Raw genomic sequence first — 15,247 nt, forward strand, 5'->3', positions numbered from 1 at the left:
CGAAAGAACGCGGTTCCGTCCATGACGGCGTTCACCCCACCAGTCGATGCCATGCGGCAGTATCGACGGTATTCCGACACGGCGCCACATGCTGCGCGCCGATTGCATCACGCCCGCCCGGAGAACTCCCCGGTGGTCGTATTGACCGTAATCTTCTCGCCGACGGAGATGTACTCCGGCACGAGGATCTCGATGCCGGTCGACAGCTTGGCCGGCTTGGGTCGCTTGGTGGCGGTCGCACCCTTCATTTCCGGCGCGGTGTCGACCACTTCGAGCACCACCGACTGCGGCAGCTGCAGCGCCACCGGCGCGTCGTCGATCAGCTGCACGTAGCAGCCCTCGATGCCGTCGACGATGTAGCCGGCGGCCTCGCCGACGGCGCTGGCGTCGAGCGTGTACTGCGTGTAGTCCTCGCTGTCCATGAACACGAAGGCGTCGCCGTCCTTGTAGGAATACGTCACCGCGCGGCGCGTCAGTTCGGTTTCCCTGAGGTCGTCCTCGGCGCGCAGCGAGAGGTCGAGCTTCTGGCCTCCGGGCACGGAGTACATGATGAAGCGGTAGGTCACGTTGCCGCCGCGGCCCTGCGGCGAGCTGCGGTCGATGTCGCGGATCTGGTAGACCCTGCCGTCGTGCTCGACGACGTTTCCTTTCTTGATTTCGGAGGCTTTCATGGTTGGAGCCGGGAAGGGGGAATCGGGAATGGGGAATCGTCGAAGCCAGGGGCGGGAAAGCGGGCGGCGGGAATCGCGTCGGCAGTCTCCCGATGCGCGATCGCCCGTTCCCGGTTCCCGGTTACTTCGGCGCGAGGCGGATCGCGCCGTCGATGCGGATCGTCTCGCCGTTGAGGTAGCGGTTCTGCAGGATGAAGGCGACGGTGTCGGCGTATTCCTCCGGCTTGCCCAGGCGCGACGGATACGGCACCTGCGCGCACAGCGACTGGTAGACCTGCTCCGGCATGCCGTCGACCATCGGCGTGTGGAACACGCCCGGCGCGATCGTCATCACGCGCACGCCGATGCGCGCGAACTCGCGCGCCATCGGCAGGGTCAGGCCGACCACGCCGCCCTTCGAGGCGGAGTAGGCGGCCTGTCCGATCTGGCCTTCGTAGGCGGCGATCGACGCGGTGTTGACGATGACGCCGCGCTCGCCGTCTTCGCCGGCGGCGTTGTGCTGCATCAGGTTCGCCGCGGCCTTGGCGACGTTGAAGCTGCCGATCAGGTTGATCGTGACGGTGGTGGCGAAGGTGGAGAGCGGCATCGGCCCCTCCTTGCCGAGCACGCGGCCGGCGCCGAGCACGCCGGCGCAGCTGATCACCGCGTTCAGGCCGCCGAGCGCGTCCTGCGCCTGCGCCAGCGTCGCGGCGACGCCTTCCTCGCTGGTCACGTCGGCGCGGAAATACTTCGCGGCGGAGCCGAGTTCGCGCGCGGCGGCCTGGCCCTTCTCGTCGTTGACGTCGAGCAGGGCGACGGCGCCGCCCCGCGCGACGAGATGCTTCGCGACCGCGAAGCCGAGACCGGACGCGCCGCCGGTGATGACCGCCTTGACCTGATCGAGCTGCATGGGATTTTCCGATGTCTGCGGGAAACGGGCGCGGATTCTAACCGAGCCGTTCCGTCGCCGGCGGCTCAGTCGACCGTGCGGCGGAAGTCGAGGTCGTAGCGCGCGCCGCCGGTCAGCGCGTGCAGGCGCAGGTTGGTGATGCGGATCGGCGCACCGGGTTCGAGTTCGGCGGCGTTCGACTCGCGCATCTCGGCCGGATCGATCAGGGTCACGCCGCCGCTGCCGACCACCTCGAGCACGTTGTCCGGGCCGATCACCGCGGCGGTGGCGGCGTCCAGGCCCAGGCCGAGGGCGAATGGATTGAGCGCCAGCGCGGCGAGCAGGCGACCGAGGCGGTCGCTGGCGTGGCCGCCCTGGTCGACGACGATGCGGTTGGTGAGTCCGAGCCCCGGCGCCAGGCTGGCGCCGCCGCTGCGCGGCGTCGCGCCTTCCGCGCCGTGCGTGAGCATGTGCTCGCACAGCAGCGCCGCGCCGGCGGCGCAGCCGACCACGCTCATGCCCTCGGCGTTGCGGCGGCGGATCGCGCGCGCGAGCTGGGTGCCGCCGACGAGAGTGGACAGTCGCAGCGGCTGTTCGGCCAGCAGCAGGACCACGTGCGCGTGCTCGACCGCGTCGAGCAGGCTGCGCTGCTCGGCGTCGGCGCGCGCCTGCAACACCTGCAGGCGCACTTCGCCGGCGCCGGCGTCGTAGAGCACGTTGTCGAGATCGGCGCAGTCGTCGGCCAGGTCGGCCGGAACCAGCACGACCACGCGCGGCTGCGTGCCGACCAGGGCGAGCAGCCGCGTCAGCAGCGGCAGGTCGTGCGTTTCCGAACGCAGGTCGCCGGCGGCGACGATCAGGCCGCGGGTGCGGTCCGGGGCGAGTTTGGCGGGCATCGGACCGCTCGCGGCGAGGAAACCGCCAGTATAGCGGCGCCGCGGCCGCCGCCGCTCAGCCGGACTCGCGCCGGCGCGCGAATTCGTGGAATCCGGCGGCGTCCAGCGCCGGGCTGAACAGGTGTCCCTGGCCGAGGCGCATGCCCTGGCCGAGCAGGAACCTGCGCTGCTGCTCGGTCTCCACGCCCTCGGCGATCATGCCCAGGCCGAGGCCGTGGCCGACGCGGATGATCGCCTCGCAGATCGCCGTGTCGGCCGCGCTGCCGGGCACGCGGCGCACGAATTCGTAGCTGATCTTCAGCGCGTCGACCGGCAGCCGCCGCAGGTAGTTCAGCGAGGAGTAGCCTTCGCCGAAATCGTCGATCGTGATGCGCACGCCGAGCGTGCGCAGGTCTTTCAGCATCTGCAGCGTGTCGGGCGTGTCCTCGATCAGCACGCGCTCGATCATTTCGATCTCCAGCGATTCGCCGGGCAGCTCGTAGCGGCGCAGCGCCGAGACGACCGAGTCGAGGAACGCTTCGCTGAGCAGCTGGCGGTACGACACGTTCACCGCGACGCGCGGGATCGCCAGGCCGCGGTCGTTCCATTCGCGCAGCGAGCGGCAGGCCTCGTCGATGACCCAGGCGCCGATCGGGATGATGTCGCCGGAACTCTCGGCGTGCTGCACGAAGGCCAGCGGCAGCAGCTCGCCGCGCTGCGGATGGCGCCAGCGCAGCAGCGCCTCGGCGCCGACGACGCGGCCGTCGGACAGGTCGACCTGCGGCTGGTACATCAGGTGCAGTTCGTGGCGCGGCAGCGCGTTGCGCAGCTGGCTCTCGATCGCCAGGCTGTTCTCCAGGCGCCGCTCGGTCGCGACCGAGAACGGCTGCCAGGTGTTGCGCCCGCGGCGCTTGGCGTCGCCCATCGCCGCGTCCGCGTGCTGCACCAGCTGCTGCGCGCTGCGGCCGTCCTTCGGATGGCGGGCGACGCCGACCGACACGGTGATGACGTATTCCTCGCCGGCGTGCTCGAACGGGCGGCGGAAGCGCTGGTTGATCGTCTCGGCGACCTCGTTGGCCTGCTCCTCGCGCAGCGAGCGCGGCAGCACGATGAGGAACTCGTCGCCGGCGAAGCGGCCGCAGCGCGCGTTCTCCGGCAGGCTGTCGCGCAGCCGCTCGGCGGCGGCGGCGAGCAGGCGGTCGCCGGCGGCGGCGCCGAGGATGTCGTTGATGACCTTGAAGCGGTCGAGGTCGACGTAGAGCAGGGTCGGGCCGGGCGGGTCGCGCGTGGCGATGATCTGCCGGTTCAGCTCGTCGACGATGCTCTCGCGATTGGGCAGGCCGGTGAGCGGATCGGTCACCGCCTTCCGGCGCAGTTCCAGCTCCAGCTGCTTGCGCGCGGTGATGTCCTGGCACATGCCGGCGACGCCCCAGATGACCCCGCCGCGGCGCAGCGGACGCAGCGCGACGTTGAGCCAGCGCCGGCGGCCGAGCGGCGTGACGATCTCGTGCTCGTGCTGCACGATCTCGCCGCGCGCCACGGCCTTGATGTCGTTGGTCACCAGGTCCTGGCCGTGCGGCGCCAGCAGCGTCATCAGGCGGTCCAGCGTCATCGCGTTGTCGTGCGGCAGGTCGAACAGACGGTACATCTCGTCGGTCCAGAACAGGTGGTTGTCCTCGAGCGAAAGCTCGAAGCCGCCGATGCTGCCGACCGTCTGCGTCTGCGCGAGCACGTCGCGCATGCGCTTGAGCTCGCTCACGTCGTCGTAGGCGACGACCACCTGGTAGGGCTTCTCGCCGCCGACGTGGAACAGCGGAACCGCCGTGATCGACAGCCACAGCGGATCGTGCCGGTGCGGCAGCAGCACGCACATCAGCGTGCTGTCCAGCGGCTGTCCGCCCGACAGCACGCGCTCGGACGGCAGGTCCGCCGACTGCAGCGGCCGGCCGTGCTCGTCGTACCAGCGCCAGCCGGGAAAGCTCTCGCGCGCGGCCTGCAGGAACTCCTCCTCGTGCAGGCGGAACATCAGCTGCGCGGCGGGGTTGACGTAGACGTACGCGCCCTGCGCGTCGCACACGTGCACGCCCTTGTCGATCATCTTCAGCAGCATGCGATAGCGCTGCTCGGAATCGCGCAGCGCCTTGGCGGTGCTCTGCCAGTGGCTGATGCCGCGCGTGACCGACAGCACGCGCTTCTCGCTGCCGTCGAGGTACACGTTGGAGTGGATCTCGACCGGGAAGCTGCGCCCGTCGCGGCGGCGGATCGAGGTTTCGATGGTGAACGCCTCGTCGAGGCGGCAGGTCTCGATCACGTGCCGGATGTGGTCGGGCGGCAGCGCCGGATTGAGATCGACCAGGTTCGACGCCAGCAGGGTTTCGCGGGTGTGGCCGTACAGCCGGCACGCGGCGATGTTCGCGTCGAGGATGTCACCCAGCTCGTTGTGCACGGTGACCGCGTCGGGGATCGCCTCGAGCAGGCCGCGGTAGCGCGTCGCGACGGCCAGCGAAGCGGCGTCGTGCCGGCGCAGGCGGTCGATCGCGCCGAGCACCGCGGCGCGGGCGGAGATGTCCAGGTCGCCGCGCGCGGCGATCTCGAACAGCGACTCGATCGCCGAAGCGACCGTCTCTCCGGAGGCGGGCAGCGTCGCGATCCAGTCGTTCATGTCGCTGCTGTCGTGCGATGTCGCGCTCTGCTGCATCGCTTCCGCCCCGAACAGGAAACCGCCTTCGCCCGGCGAACGGAAATTAGCATCGCCGCGGGTATGCCGGCGTGAATGAATTGTGGAAAACGTTGACCTTTGTACCGCATGACGGAGGACATGCGGCGCGCCCGCTCAAAGGCTCGCGCGGGCGACGCGGCTGGAGGTCTCGCGGCCGAGGCGGGCGCTCAGCCACAGCCCGGTGGCGATCAGCGCGGGCAGGTCGACGCCGGTCGCGATGCCGAGGCCGTCGAGCATGTAGACGACGTCCTCGGTGGCGACGTTGCCGGTGGCGCCCTTGGCGTAGGGACAGCCGCCGGTGCCCGATACCGAGCTGTCGACGACGGCGACGCCTTCCTCGAGGCAGGCCAGGATGTTGGCCAGCGCCTGTCCGCGCGTGTCGTGGAAGTGCACGGCCAGGGCCGGCATCGGCACCTCCGCCGCGACCGCGCGCAGCATCGCGCGCGCCTTGCCCGGCGTGCCGATGCCGATGGTGTCGCCGAGCGAGATCTCGTAGCAGCCCAGCGCGTGCAGCCGGCGCGCGACGCGCACCACGTCGCCCAGCGGCACCTCGCCCTGGTACGGGCAGCCGAGCACGGTGGAGACGTAGCCGCGCACCTTGACGCCGTCGGCCCTGGCGCGCTCGAGCACCGGCTCGAAGCGCTCGATCGACTCGTCGATCGACGCGTTGATGTTCTTGCGGCTGAACGCCTCGGACGCCGCCGCGAACACCGCGACCTCGTCCGCGCCGACCGCGCGTGCGCGTTCGTAGCCCTGCAGGTTCGGCACCAGCACCGGATAGGCGACGCCGGGCTTCCTGGCGATGCCGGTGAACACCTCGGTGGCGTCGGCCAGCTGCGGAATCCATTTCGGGCTGACGAAGCTGGTCGCCTCGATCGTGCGCAGGCCGGTGGCCGACAGGCGGTCGATCAGCTCGATCTTGGTCGCGGCCGGGACGATCGTCTTCTCGTTCTGCAGGCCGTCGCGCGCGCCGACCTCGACGATGCGGACCTGGGTGGGGGCGGTCATGGATGGCCCTCCAGCTCGACCAGCACGGCGTCGGCCTCGACGAAGTCGCCGGCCGCGGCCTGCACGGCGTCGATGCGTCCGGCGCGCGGTGATTTCAAGCTCAGCTCCATCTTCATCGCCTCCATCACCAGCAGCTCCTGGCCCTCGGCGACCTCGTCGCCCGCCGCGGCCTTGACCACCACGATGCGCCCCGGCATCGGCGCGACGACGCGATCGCCGCTGGCCGCGGCGTCCTGCGTCCAGGCGAACGACGGCGCATGCGCGTAGACGTGGCGGCGCGTGCCGTCGTGCACGCGGATCTCGTCGCGGCCGAAGGCGACCTGCCAGCGTCGCGTCACGCCGTCGATCTCGGCACTGAGCGTGCCGTCGTCGAGCCGGGCACGGGCCGCCGCGGCGTGCGCGCCGGCGCATTCGAGCCGGTAGTTCCCGCTCGCGCCGTGCGCGGTGATCTCGACGCGTTCGCCGCGATCGAGCAGGACCACGATGCGCTTGCCCGGATGGCCCAGGCGCCAGCCGTCGGCGCGTGCCCACGGCGAATGCGGATCGGCGCCAGCGAGCGACCGCTTCGGCGCCTCGGCTTCCTCGTGCAGCAGCCACGCCGTCGCCGCGGCGAAGCGCGCGCCGTCGTCGTGCGCACCGGCCCCGGCGCCGACGAACTCGTCCAGGTGACGGTCGAGATAGCCGGTGTCGATGCGGCCCTCGGTCACCGCCGGGTGACGCACCAGGCGTTCGAGGAATTCCACGTTCGATTTCGGACCGACCACGTCGCAGGCCGCCAGCGCCTCGCGCATGCGTTGCAGCGCGGACGCCCGGTCGCGGTCCCAGACGATCAGCTTGGCGATCATCGGGTCGTAGAAGATCGTCACCGTGTCGCCCTCGATCACGCCCGAATCGATGCGCACGTGCGGCGACGGCGGCGGCAGGCGCAGCCGTTCGAGCCTGCCCGAGCCGGGCAGGAAGCCCTGTTCGGGATCCTCGGCGTACAGGCGCAGCTCGATCGCGTGGCCGTTCGCCGGCACCGACTTGTTGCGGATCAGCGAACCGGGCAGCTCCTCGCCGGCGGCCACGCGCAGCTGCAGCTCGACGAGGTCGAGGCCGAGCACCATCTCGGTGACCGGATGCTCGACCTGCAGGCGCGTGTTGATCTCCATGAAGTAGAAATCACCGGCCGGCCCGACGATGAACTCGACCGTGCCGGCGTTGACGTAGTCGAGCGCGCGCGCCGCGGCGACGGCCGCCTCGCCCATGCGCGTGCGCAGCTCCGGCGTGACGAACGGCGAGGGCGTTTCCTCCAGCACCTTCTGGTAGCGCCGCTGCGCCGAGCACTCGCGTTCGTTGAGGTGCACGATATTGCCGTGTGCGTCGCCGAACACCTGGAATTCGATGTGGCGCGGATGCTCGACGTAGCGTTCGAGCAGCACGCGGTCGCGGCCGAACGCGTTCTTCGCCTCGCGCTGGCAGCTTTCCAGGTTGGCCGCGAACTCGTCCGCCGAGCGCACGATGCGCATGCCCTTGCCGCCGCCGCCGTGCGCGGCCTTGATCATCAGCGGAAAGCCGATGCGCGACGCCTCGCGCGCGAGCAGGGCAGGGTCCTGGTTCTCGCCGGTGTAGCCCGGCACGACCGGCACGCCGCGCGCCGACATCAGCTCCTTCGCGCCGGCCTTGGAGCCCATGCGGCGCATCGAATCGGCCGACGGGCCGATGAAGACGAGTCCGGCGCGCGTCACCGCGTCGGCGAAATCGGCGTTCTCGGAGAGGAAGCCGTAGCCGGGATGGATCGCCTGCGCGCCCGACTGCAGCGCCGCCTCGATGATCGCCTCGCCGCGCAGGTACGAATCGGCCGGGCGCGGACCGCCGACCGGATAGGCGCGATCGGCCTGGCGCACGTGCTGTGCGCCCGCGTCGGCCTCGGAATAAACGGCCACGGTCTCGATGCCGAGACGGCGGCAGGTGCGGATCACGCGGCAGGCGATCTCACCTCGGTTCGCGATCAGGATGCGTTTGAACATTCGTGCGCTCTTGAGGGCCGCCCGCATGCCGGGGCGGCGATCGGAATGGAAGGTCGTGCCCGCGTCGAGCCGGAGCGCTCAGTGCCCCGGCTCCGGCGCATGGCAGACCGCTTCGATGTTGTGGCCGTCCGGATCCAGCACGAACGCGCCGTAGTAGTGCTCGTGGTAGTGCGGGCGCAGGCCGGGCGCTCCGTTGTCGCTCGCGCCGGCGGCGAGCGCGGCGGCGTGGAAGGCGTCGACCGCGGCGCGGTCCTTGGCGACGAAGGCGACGTGGGTGCGCGCGACCTTGCCGTCGCTGCCGATCCAGAAGTACGGCTTGCCCTGCGAGCCGAAGCCGCCGGCCCAGTCCGCGCCGGTCTGCTCCGGACCCACTTCCATGACCATCCCGATGCCCAGCGGCTCCAGCGCCCGCGCGTAGAACGCCTTCGCTCTCGCATAGTCGGAAACCGGGATGCCGATATGGTCGAGCATGGAGGCGCTCCTGCGGAGGGCGAACGGGACAATGCGTCGGGACGAGGGCGTACGGTAGCATGCTGGGTTCACGTCAGAAATGCAGCGATGACGACACCGCTCCACGCCACCGGCGCCACGCCACCGGGCTCGACCGCGCCCTTCGATTCGATCCTGCGCACGCTGTCCGGCAGCCCGGCCGAAACCTGGCTGGAAGCCGGCCGTGCGCTGGTGCTGAAACAGGACCTGGACGCCGCCGCCGCGGTGCTGCACGCAGCGCTCGCGCATTTCCCGGACGAGGCAGAGCTGCGCCTGGCGCTGGCCGGCGTGTACTGGCAGCGCAAGGAGTACGGCGATGCGCAGGTGCTGCTGGACGAGCTGCTGGCGCGGCAGCCTAACCACGTCGCGGCGGTGTTCACCCTCGCGCGCCTGCACGCCGAACGCGACGCTTTGCCGGCCGCGGAGGCCGCCTTCCGCGCGCTGTTCGAGCGCTTCGCGCAGCCGGCGGATCTCGCCCTGCGCGCGGCGAAGATGCTCGCCGACTGGGGCCGCAAGCCCGCCGCGGCGGAGATCTGCGAGGCAGCGATCGCCGCCGGGGCGGACGACGCGATGCTGCATCTGTACGCCGCCGCCCTGCAGGGTCAGCTCGGCGAGTTCGAGCGTTCGCGTCGCCACTACCTGTTCGCGCTCGACCACGATCCGCGCACGCTCGAGTTCGGCGCCGCCTACGGGCTCGCCTCGATCTCGCGCTACGACGATCCCGGCCATGCGGACCTGGCGCGGTTCGCGGCGCTGCTGCAGCGGCCGGGCCTGGACGCGCGTTCGCGCGCCTCGCTGCTGTTCGCGCTCGGCAAGGTCCACGACGACCTCGGCCGCTTCGAGCAGGCGGCGGCGTATTTCCGCGAGGCGAACGCGCGGGTCGACCGCGAGAACTGGTCGCGCAAGAACTGGCGCCGCGTCGTCGACGCGCGGCTCAGCGCCAAGCCGCTGCCCGCGCGCACGCCGGCCACAGGCGAGTGCGTGCCGATCTTCGTCGTCGGCGCACCGCGCTCGGGCACCACCCTCGTCGCCGAACTGCTCGGCCGTTCGCCGCAGGTGCGCAATCGCGGCGAACTGGACTGGCTGCCGCACTACGCCGAGCGCGTCGCGCGCGCCGGCCGGCCGACGCCGCAGCTGCTCGACGAAGTCGCCGCCGCGTACCTGGCCAAGCTGCGCCAGGAGGAGTCCGGCGTGCGCTGGTTCGTCGACAAGCAGCCGCTGAACTTCCTGCACGTCGACCTGATCCGCGCGCTGTTCCCGCAGGCGGCGATCGTCCACTGCCGGCGCGGCAGCCGCGACACCGCGCTGTCGATCTGGACCCAGCATTTCGGCTCGACCGAATACCGCTTCGCCTACGACTTCGACGACATCGCCGCCGTGCTGCAGGGATGCGCGCGACTGATGGCCAGGGCTGCGCGCGATCCCGGTGCGCGCGTGCTCGAGGTGCGCTACGAGGATCTCGCGCGCGAGCCGCAGGCCGTCGTCGACGGCCTCGCCGCCGCGCTCGGCGTGCCGGCCTTCGACTGCAGCGAGCCGGAAGCCCGCCGCCACGCGATCGGCACGGCCAGCGTCTGGCAGGCGCGCCAGCCGGTCTACACGCGCGCGATCGGGCGCTGGCGCGCGTACGCGCCGTTCGTGCCGGAACTGCTGAAGCTCGCCGACGATTGAGAATAAGAAATCTTGTCTCGCGCAGGCGCAGAGGTGCGCGGAGAAAAGCCGAAGATCAGTTCTTTTTTCTCGGCGATCTCTGCGCCTCTGCGAGAACCGCTTTTCGGCGCAGCCCTTCGATCCTGTGACTCAGTCCGTCTCGACCCAGGACGGCGCGCGCTTGTCGAGGAACGACGACAATCCGTGCTGGCCTTCGGGCGAGACGCGCAGGCGCGCGATCAGCGCGGCGTTCGCCGCGTCGGTGCGTTCGGCCGATTCGCGCGTCATGCCGGCCATGCGCAGGGCCAGCTGCTTGGCTTCGGCCTGCGCCAGCGGTCCGCCCTTGGCGAGGAAGTGCAGGGCGCGCTCGACCGCGGCGTCGAGCTGGTCGCCCGGCACGCTCTCGTGCAGCAGGCCGATGCGCGCGGCGGCGGTGGCGTCGAACACCTCGCCGCTGACGAACAGCCGGCGCGCCTGGCGCGCGCCGATCGCGGCGATCACGTAGGGCGAGATCACCGCCGGCACCAGGCCGAGCTTGACCTCGCTGAGCGAGAACTTGGCGCCGTCGACGCCGATCGCCACGTCGCAGCAGGCGATGAGTCCGACGCCGCCGCCGTAGGCCGCGCCGTTGACGCGCGCGACGGTCGGCTTGGACAGGAAGTTCAGCGTGCGCATCAGCGCGGCCAGGCGCAGCGAGTCGGCGCGGTTGTCTTCCTCGCTCGCCGCCGCCATGCCGCGCATCCAGTTCAGGTCCGCTCCGGCGGAGAACGAAGCCCCGGCGCCGGTGAGCACCACGGCGCGCACCGCCGGGTTGCTTTCGCACCCGGCCAGCGCGGCGGTGAGGTCGGCGATCAGCGCGTCGTCGAAGGCGTTGTGCACGTTCGGGCGGTTCAGCGTGATCGTGGCGACGATGCCGCGGACGGCGACGAGGACGGCTTCGCTCATGGCAGGGTTCCTGGGCGGATCGGGGCGGCGATGATAGCGGTGCCGGCGCGATCGCCACGCGGCGTGCGCGTGGGCGGACATGACCTTCGGCCTGTTTCGTCGTCGCGCGGCATTGAAAAGTCTATAATGCGAACCATTCTCATTTATTGCAGCCTCCCAGCGTGCGGTTATCCGAATTGAAGAAGGGCGCGTCCGCCGTGGTCCGCGAAGTCGAAGACACCCATGCCGCCGATCCGATCGCGCGCCGCCTGCGCGAACTCGGCTTCGTCGGCGGCGAGCCGGTGCGCATCGTCGCCAGCGGACCGGTCGGCGGCGATCCGCTGCTGGTGCAGATCGGCTACACGCGCTTCGCGCTGCGCCGCGCCGAGGCCGCGCGCGTGGTCGTCGAGGACGGAGGCGTCTCGTGAACGCCGCCGCCGACGCCCTGCGCATCGCCCTGGTCGGCAATCCGAACAGCGGCAAGACCGCCTTGTTCAACCGCCTGACCGGCAGCCAGCAGAAGGTCGCCAACTATGCCGGCGTCACGGTCGAGCGCAAGGAAGGGCGCTTCCTCGCGCCGTCCGGACGCGTCATGCGCCTGCTCGACCTGCCCGGCGCCTACAGCCTGGACGCGGCCAGCCCGGACGAGGCGATCACGCGCGACATCTGCGAGGGCCGCCATCCGGACGAGCCGGCGCCCGATCTCATCGTCTGCGTCGCCGACGCGACCAACCTGCGCCTGCACCTGCGCTTCGTGCTCGAGGTGAAGCGGCTCGGCCGGCCGATGGTGCTGGCGCTGAACATGATGGACGCGGCGCGCAAGCGCGGCATCCGCATCGACGTGGCGGCGCTGTCGCAGGCGCTCGGCGTGCCGGTGATCGAGACGGTCGCCGTGCAGCGCGGCGGCGCCGCGGCGCTGATCGACCATCTCGACCGCAATCTCGCTTCGGCCGCGTCCGCGCCGGCACTGCCGGACAGCGGCGACGCCGCGGTCGAGAGCGACCTGCACGCGCAGGTGCGCGCGGCGCTGGCGGCGGCGGTGACGATGCCCAGCGCGACGTCCAGCATCGACGACGCGCTCGATCGCGTCGTGCTGCATCCGGTCGGCGGCCTGGCGATCCTGGTCGCGGTGATGTTCCTGATCTTCCAGGCGGTGTTCTCCTGGGCCGCGCCGCTGCAGGACGCGGTCGGCGCCGGCGTCGGCGCGGCGGGCGAGTGGGTCGGCGGCCTGCTCGAATCGATGCCGCTGCTGCACAGCCTGGCCACCGACGGCGTGTTCGCCGGCCTCGGCACCGTGCTCGAATTCCTGCCGCAGATCCTGATCCTGTTCCTGTTCATCCTGATGCTCGAGGAATCGGGCTACCTGCCGCGCGCGGCGTTCCTGCTCGATCGCCTGATGTTCAAGGCCGGCCTGACCGGGCGCTCGTTCATTCCGCTGCTGTCGAGCTTCGCCTGCGCGATCCCCGGCATCATGGCCACGCGCAGCATCCAGGACCCGCGCGACCGCCTGACCACGATCCTGGTCGCGCCGCTGATGACCTGCTCGGCGCGCCTGCCGGTCTACACCCTGCTGATCGGCGCCTTCATCCCGCGGCAGACGGTGCTGGGCGTGTTCAACCTGCAGGGCGCGGTGCTGTTCACGCTGTACTTCGCCGGCATCGCCAGCGCGCTGGCGGTGGCCTGGGTGATCAAGCGCATGCGCCGCGACCGCAGCGAGCACGCGCTGCTGATGGAGCTGCCCTCGTACCGCCTGCCCAACCCGCGCGACGTGGCGATCGGCCTGTGGGAGCGCGCCAAGATCTTCCTGCGCCGCGTGACCGGCATCATCCTTGCGCTGACCGTGCTGCTGTGGTTCCTGTCGAGCTTCCCGGCGCCGCCGGAAGGCGCGACCCTGCCGCCGATCGACTACAGCCTGGCCGGCCGCATCGGCCGCTGGATGGAACACGTGTTCGCGCCGATCGGCTTCAACTGGCAGATCTGCATCGCGCTGATCCCGGGGCTGGCCGCGCGCGAAGTCGCGGTGTCCTCGCTGGCCACGGTGTACGCGATGTCGGCGGTCGGCGAGGACGCGATCGCGGCCGAACTGGGCACCGCGATCGCCGCGCAGTGGTCGCTGGCGACCGCGCTGTCGCTGCTGGCCTGGTACGTGTTCGCGCCGCAGTGCATGTCGACCCTGGCGGTGATCCGCCGCGAGACCAACTCCTGGCGCAACGTCGGCATCGCGGCCGGGTATCTGTTCGCGCTGGCCTATCTCGCCTCGTTCGCCACGTACCAGATCGCGAGGGCGCTGGCGTGAACGCAGCGGTCTTCGTGCAGTCCGCGGTGATCGCGCTGGCGCTCGCCTGGGCCGTGTGGTTCGCGTTCCGCCGCCTGCTGCCGAAGACCTATCGCCGCCTGCTGTCGCGCCTGGCCGCCGCGCTCGACCGGCCGTCTGCGCCGGCCTGGCTGCGCGCGCGCGCGCGCCACGTGCAGCCCACCAGCACGTCCGGCGGCAGCTGCGGCGACGGCTGCTCGACCTGCGGCGGCTGCGCCGCCGCCGCGTCCAAGCCGGCCGCCGAAGCGCAGCCGCTGGTGTTCCGGCCGCGCGCGCCGAAATAGCGCGCCGCGCCGCCTCCGGTATCCCGCCTCAGTCGAAGCCGTCGGCGAAGACGCGGTCGACGTCGATCAGCGCGCTTTCGCAGTCCAGCCGCGGAAACGACAGGCCGTTCTTCGGGTCGGTCACGTGCGTGGGCGAGGCGCGCAGCGCGGCGGTGACGCGGTCGCGCGTCAGGTTCGGCTTGAACTGGAACAGGTCGGCGATGCAGGCCGCCACCAGCGGCGCCGCCTGCGAGGTGCCGCCGTAGGTGGAGGTGGCAGCGCCCAGGCCGGTCGAGGTGGTGTAGGCACCCGGTGCGTACAGGGCGATGCCGGCGTTGCTGTTGGTGAAGCAGGTGGGCTTGTCGGCGACGATGCCGGTGTCGGTGCAGCCGAGGAAGGTCTGGTCCGGCATCGCGCTGTCCCACACCGCGCCGATCGCGAGCACGTGCGACAGGCAGGCCGGTGCGGCGAGGCTGGTCGGCGAGGCCTGGTTGCCGGACGACACCGTCATCAGCGTGCCGTTGGCGGCGACGGCCGCCGCGGCCTGCGCCAGCGCCATCGTCCAGGCGGTGCTGTCGTCGCAGGCGGTATCGAACAGCTGGTCGGTGCCCAGGCTCAGGTTGACCACTTTCGCATCCGGGTGCTGGCTCGCGATCCAGTCGAGCGCGGCGACGATGTCGGCCGAGGTATTGAAGCGGCCCTGGTCGTCGAGCATGCGCACCACCACCGTCGCCGCCGCCGGCGCGCCGCCCTGCGGGGACTGCGTGCCGTCGCCGGTGACGATGCCGGTGACGTTGGTGCCGTGGCCGTTGCCGTCGGCGGCGCTGCCGGCGCCGCTCTGCGTATCGGAGCCGTTCGGGCAGCAGCCGACGCCGGGCGTGGCGCTGGAGCAGAAGCACTGCTGGCCGACGATGCTGCCGGCGAGATCGGGGTGGTCCAGGCGCGCGCCGGAGTCGACCACCACGGTCTTCACGCCCTGGCCGACGAGGCCGCGTGCGCGCACCTCGCTGACGCGGGCGAGCGGCGCGGCCTGCGGCATCTGCGCGCCGCCGCCGACGTCGAGATCGACGCGCACGACGTCGGCCTGCGCGCGCAGCGCGTCGACCGCCTTCGCGGAAACGTCGAGCGACACGGCGGCGACATGGTCGAAGCGGCGCCGCAGCGCGTAGCTGCCGGCCGGCAGCGCGGCGAGCACGCCGTCGACGGATGCCGCGATGCGGTGCTTTCGTTCCTCGCGCTGCGTGGCCGTGCCTTCCTGCGCGTCGGTCTTCAGCACCACCACGACGGTCGCGCGCGGTGCGCTGCGCAGACGTGCGTCGACGTCGTCGCCGATCCTTCCGGCGGCCAGCGCCGGAGCGGTCGTCGCGAACGGAAACAGGAGCAGGAGCGGGAGCAGGAGACGGTTCATCGCGCATCCTCCGTCGAACGGGTCGGACGGCGCCGGGGACGGACGCCGCGCA

Annotated in this window: 13 protein-coding genes; 4 read left to right on the top strand and 9 right to left on the bottom strand. The window is 71.2% G+C overall.

The features are described from left to right. Window positions 1-107: 107 nt before the first annotated feature. The 7 genes from yeiP to ACFO6Q_RS13700 form a co-directional block, all read right to left on the bottom strand. The gene (gene yeiP, locus ACFO6Q_RS13670; protein ID WP_380021661.1) at window positions 108-671 is read right to left on the bottom strand and encodes an elongation factor P-like protein YeiP; all 564 of its coding nucleotides are present in this window, start codon (window positions 669-671) and stop codon (window positions 108-110) included. A gap of 121 nt (window positions 672-792) precedes the next feature. Beyond that, on the bottom strand, window positions 793-1,560 hold the full coding sequence (locus ACFO6Q_RS13675) for an SDR family NAD(P)-dependent oxidoreductase (protein ID WP_380021662.1): 768 nt from the start codon (window positions 1,558-1,560) through the stop codon (window positions 793-795). Between the two features lie 65 nt (window positions 1,561-1,625). Beyond that, window positions 1,626-2,435 (bottom strand): cyanophycinase, encoded by an 810-nt coding sequence (locus ACFO6Q_RS13680; protein ID WP_380021663.1) that lies wholly within the window; start codon window positions 2,433-2,435, stop codon window positions 1,626-1,628. A 55-nt stretch (window positions 2,436-2,490) separates the two neighbouring features. Next, window positions 2,491-5,076, bottom strand: a complete 2,586-nt coding sequence (locus ACFO6Q_RS13685; protein ID WP_380021664.1) for a sensor domain-containing protein — start codon at window positions 5,074-5,076, stop codon at window positions 2,491-2,493. A 171-nt stretch (window positions 5,077-5,247) separates the two neighbouring features. Beyond that, window positions 5,248-6,141: a hydroxymethylglutaryl-CoA lyase gene (locus ACFO6Q_RS13690; protein WP_380021665.1), complete on the bottom strand. Its 894-nt coding sequence runs from the start codon at window positions 6,139-6,141 to the stop codon at window positions 5,248-5,250. Further along, window positions 6,138-8,150 (bottom strand): acetyl/propionyl/methylcrotonyl-CoA carboxylase subunit alpha, encoded by a 2,013-nt coding sequence (locus ACFO6Q_RS13695; protein ID WP_380021666.1) that lies wholly within the window; start codon window positions 8,148-8,150, stop codon window positions 6,138-6,140. Before ACFO6Q_RS13695 ends, ACFO6Q_RS13690 begins: the two co-directional genes overlap by 4 nt. Window positions 8,151-8,228: 78 nt before the next feature. Next, window positions 8,229-8,621, bottom strand: coding sequence for a VOC family protein (locus ACFO6Q_RS13700; protein ID WP_380021667.1), 393 nt, complete (start codon window positions 8,619-8,621; stop codon window positions 8,229-8,231). A gap of 87 nt (window positions 8,622-8,708) precedes the next feature. Here ACFO6Q_RS13700 and ACFO6Q_RS13705 point away from each other — a divergent pair, with 87 nt between their 5' ends. After that, complete coding sequence (locus ACFO6Q_RS13705; RefSeq protein WP_380021668.1) at window positions 8,709-10,307, top strand: tetratricopeptide repeat-containing sulfotransferase family protein; 1,599 nt, start codon at window positions 8,709-8,711, stop codon at window positions 10,305-10,307. A 129-nt stretch (window positions 10,308-10,436) separates the two neighbouring features. On the opposite strand, the gene ACFO6Q_RS13710 is transcribed toward ACFO6Q_RS13705, so the two are convergent. Beyond that, window positions 10,437-11,231 carry an enoyl-CoA hydratase-related protein gene (locus ACFO6Q_RS13710; RefSeq protein ID WP_380021669.1) on the bottom strand — a complete coding sequence of 265 codons (795 nt, stop codon included), beginning with the start codon at window positions 11,229-11,231 and terminating at the stop codon, window positions 10,437-10,439. A gap of 161 nt (window positions 11,232-11,392) precedes the next feature. On the opposite strand from ACFO6Q_RS13710, the gene ACFO6Q_RS13715 reads away from it, so the two are divergent. Genes ACFO6Q_RS13715 through ACFO6Q_RS13725 form a run of 3 tightly spaced genes read left to right on the top strand, consistent with a single transcriptional unit; the run spans window position 11,393 to window position 13,808 of the window. Beyond that, window positions 11,393-11,638, top strand: a complete 246-nt coding sequence (locus ACFO6Q_RS13715; RefSeq protein WP_380021670.1) for a FeoA family protein — start codon at window positions 11,393-11,395, stop codon at window positions 11,636-11,638. Beyond that, complete coding sequence (gene feoB / locus ACFO6Q_RS13720) at window positions 11,635-13,506, top strand: ferrous iron transporter B (RefSeq protein WP_380021671.1); 1,872 nt, start codon at window positions 11,635-11,637, stop codon at window positions 13,504-13,506. Before ACFO6Q_RS13715 ends, feoB begins: the two co-directional genes overlap by 4 nt. After that, complete coding sequence (locus ACFO6Q_RS13725) at window positions 13,503-13,808, top strand: DUF6587 family protein (RefSeq protein WP_380021672.1); 306 nt, start codon at window positions 13,503-13,505, stop codon at window positions 13,806-13,808. The genes feoB and ACFO6Q_RS13725 overlap by 4 nt, the downstream gene beginning before the upstream one ends. A gap of 28 nt (window positions 13,809-13,836) precedes the next feature. Here ACFO6Q_RS13725 and ACFO6Q_RS13730 read toward each other — a convergent pair whose 3' ends face one another. Beyond that, window positions 13,837-15,195 (bottom strand): S8 family peptidase, encoded by a 1,359-nt coding sequence (locus tag ACFO6Q_RS13730; protein WP_380021673.1) that lies wholly within the window; start codon window positions 15,193-15,195, stop codon window positions 13,837-13,839. Between the last annotated feature and the right edge of the window lie 52 nt (window positions 15,196-15,247).

It is taken from the genome of Dokdonella ginsengisoli (genome assembly GCF_042652785.1).
Classification (GTDB): Bacteria; Pseudomonadota; Gammaproteobacteria; order Xanthomonadales; family Rhodanobacteraceae; genus Dokdonella_A; species Dokdonella_A ginsengisoli.

Excerpts from the sequence above, each read along its gene's own strand:
- yeiP (WP_380021661.1), bottom strand. The coding sequence starts at position 671 with ATGAAAGCCTCCGAAATCAAGAAAGGAAACGTCGTCGAGCACGACGGC.
- ACFO6Q_RS13675 (WP_380021662.1), bottom strand. The coding sequence starts at position 1,560 with ATGCAGCTCGATCAGGTCAAGGCGGTCATCACCGGCGGCGCGTCCGGT.
- ACFO6Q_RS13680 (WP_380021663.1), bottom strand. The coding sequence starts at position 2,435 with ATGCCCGCCAAACTCGCCCCGGACCGCACCCGCGGCCTGATCGTCGCC.
- ACFO6Q_RS13685 (WP_380021664.1), bottom strand. The coding sequence starts at position 5,076 with ATGAACGACTGGATCGCGACGCTGCCCGCCTCCGGAGAGACGGTCGCT.
- ACFO6Q_RS13690 (WP_380021665.1), bottom strand. The coding sequence starts at position 6,141 with ATGACCGCCCCCACCCAGGTCCGCATCGTCGAGGTCGGCGCGCGCGAC.
- ACFO6Q_RS13695 (WP_380021666.1), bottom strand. The coding sequence starts at position 8,150 with ATGTTCAAACGCATCCTGATCGCGAACCGAGGTGAGATCGCCTGCCGC.
- ACFO6Q_RS13700 (WP_380021667.1), bottom strand. The coding sequence starts at position 8,621 with ATGCTCGACCATATCGGCATCCCGGTTTCCGACTATGCGAGAGCGAAG.
- ACFO6Q_RS13705 (WP_380021668.1), top strand. The coding sequence starts at position 8,709 with ATGACGACACCGCTCCACGCCACCGGCGCCACGCCACCGGGCTCGACC.
- ACFO6Q_RS13710 (WP_380021669.1), bottom strand. The coding sequence starts at position 11,231 with ATGAGCGAAGCCGTCCTCGTCGCCGTCCGCGGCATCGTCGCCACGATC.
- ACFO6Q_RS13730 (WP_380021673.1), bottom strand. The coding sequence starts at position 15,195 with ATGAACCGTCTCCTGCTCCCGCTCCTGCTCCTGTTTCCGTTCGCGACG.